The organism is Roseivivax lentus (assembly GCF_900156805.1).
Classification (GTDB): Bacteria; Pseudomonadota; Alphaproteobacteria; order Rhodobacterales; family Rhodobacteraceae; genus Roseivivax; species Roseivivax lentus.
This window is the reverse complement of record NZ_FTOQ01000037.1, coordinates 1-2,375: the sequence shown is the minus strand read 5'-3', so window position 1 is coordinate 2,375 and position 2,375 is coordinate 1. Positions and strand designations below refer to the sequence as shown.

The window sequence follows — 2,375 nt, the reverse complement described above, 5'->3', positions numbered from 1 at the left end:
GCGGACGGTGGCGCCGGAAATGACACCTACCGTTACGCGAAGGACGCGGGGAAACTCTATCTCTCCGGCGAAACGGCGAGCAGCGGGTCAGCCGATCGGATTGTCTTCAGCGATCTGACGCTCGACGACTTCATCTTCGATACGCTCGACTACGGGCCGCTGCCCTATGGCGGGGACCAGGTCGCGCTCCGGATGCTCTGGAACGACGGCGAGAGCTCTGGCGAGCTGCGCGTGGCGGACATGGCGCAACATATCGAGAGCTTCGAGTTCGCGGACGGGACGGAGATGCAGATAGAGGATTTGTCTCTTCTATTCTAAACAGCCGATTGGCTGTGATAGTGCGACCCACGGCCAACCTAAAAAGGTTTGGCCGTAGGTCGCCGCCTCAGGTCCTCGTGATCGAGCGCGAAGGCGGCAAAGGCTTCGCGGACGTCATCCGGGATGCGGTTCCAGACCTATCTCAGGCGTAGTGAGCGGTCCGCCAGCGCGGCGATCCCACCTTCGACCCAAAGCGCATACCGATCGAAATACGCGCTGCTGGGGATGCCGATCATCGCGAGCGTCTGCCTGACCAGCAGATGCGAGGCATCGATGACCTGCCCCCCTTGGGTCCCTCGTTCATAACGAGAGTCTGCGGGTTTGAGATTGGTATTCTGGCCGGTCGTTCTGGGCAAGCGCGCCGGGCGCGGAGCCCTCAAATTGCTCAAGCGTCCGGCGCGCTTCGAGCGGCGTCTGGTTTCCCAGAGACGCATGCGGCCTGACGGCGTTGTAATCGTAGCGCCAGAGCGCCAGCTTCCTGCGGGCGTCCTCCAGGGTGTCGAAGATCTCCTCATTCAAAAGCTCGTCGCGCAGGCTGCCGTTGAACGACTCGATGAAGGCGTTCTGCTGCGGCTTGCCCGGGTCGATATAATGCCAAGGCACCCCGTTCTTGTCGGCCCACTTCAGGATGGCGCGGCTGGTGAACTCGGTGCCGTAGCACGTCGGGAAGAAGCGCTTATTTAGGTTATGGCCGCGCGCGCAGCCCTCAAATTGCGCAGCGTGTGGCCATAACCGGGTCTCAGGTCTCAACAGTGGTTTTGCACAAACCACACCGCTGAGGAGACCGGCTATGACCGCCACCGATACTACTGCTGCGACCGTGCTGGTCGCCATCGACATTTCCAAACATCGCCACGAAGTGCTTATTGGAATCCCAGGCAAGAAGCGTCGACGCCGAATGACAATCACCAACTCGCTGGAGGATTTCAGGAGATTGTCCGCAGCCCTCGTCAGCTACGACCTACCGGTGCGGATCGGGTTCGAAGCCACCGGCAACTATCACCGGTCGCTGGCCCATCATCTTGGACAGCAGGGGTTCGAGCTGAAGCTCGTCTCTTCTGTCAGCCTCGCCCGAACGCGGGAAGCTCTGCACAATAGCTGGGACAAGAACGATCCGAAGGACGCCCAGGTCATCCTGCACATGCTGGAGATCGGTGCCGTGCAGTTCTTTCACGATCCTCTGGTCGTCGGGATTGCCGACATCCAAGAGCTGTCGAAGACGCACGAGATCGTCTCGCGTTCGAAGACAGAGCTCTGGCACCGTATCCTGACGCATTACCTGCCGCTCTACTTCCCCGAGGCCGAACGGTTTCACCGAAGCTCGCGCACCGACTGGTTCCTCGCGTTCCTCGAGAAGTATCCGACGCCGTCGATGATCACAGCCATGACTCGGGAGGCCTTCATCGCTGATGCCTGGCAGGTGGTAGGCAAGAAAGTCTCCAAAGAACGCCTGCTTTCAGATATTTACGCCACGGCCGTCGAGTCCGTCGGTTTGCCTGTACATGCAGATTCCGACGCCGTTCGCATGTTCCGCCTTGTCCTTGCAGAGGGCAGAAGCCTTGTCCGGCAGCGCAACGAGATCGAGGCCAGGGCGGTCGAACTGCTCTCCGATCTGCCAGATTACCAGTTGCTGACGACCATTCCCGGCATCGGCCCAATCAACGCCATGACCATCCTGGCCGAGGCCGGTGACCTGCGTCGGTTCCGGCATCACCGGCAGTTCCTGAAGTTCTGCGGCATGGACCTCGCCACCGTACAGTCCGGCATGTTCCGCGGTCAAAGTCGGATCTCGAAGTATGGCAATGCACGCCTGCGTCGCACGCTTTGGATGGCCGGCCAAACTGCCGTCCTGAAGCGGATCAATAGCTTCCGAGACAAGTTCGAGCGCTACATCTCAAAAGACCGACACAACGCCCATCTGCGCCGCAAGGCCTACACCGCGATCGCAGCCAAGATGGCGCGTGTCCGTTGTCAGAGTTTTTCGGAGAGTATGATCTGTTTCGCTACGGAGGCTCTGGTTCGGCTTGTGTTTGAGATTAGGCGGCAGCGGCTTGGTG

The 2,375-nt window shown here is 60.2% G+C and carries 2 protein-coding genes and 1 pseudogene; 2 read left to right on the top strand and 1 reads right to left on the bottom strand.

Annotation, left to right across the window (positions count from 1 at the left end; all coding sequences use genetic code 11):
- On the top strand, positions 1-318 hold a 318-nt coding region (locus BW990_RS21995), incomplete at its 5' end, for a hypothetical protein (RefSeq protein WP_159441707.1).
- Between the two features lie 300 nt (positions 319-618).
- Here BW990_RS21995 and BW990_RS20865 read toward each other — a convergent pair.
- A pseudogene (locus BW990_RS20865) lies at positions 619-972 on the bottom strand (integrase core domain-containing protein); the annotation flags it as partial.
- 136 nt (positions 973-1,108) lie between these two features.
- Here BW990_RS20865 and BW990_RS20860 point away from each other — a divergent pair.
- Positions 1,109-2,375, top strand: a 1,267-nt coding sequence (locus BW990_RS20860) for an IS110 family RNA-guided transposase (RefSeq protein ID WP_234990334.1), incomplete at its 3' end; no start/stop codon positions are given.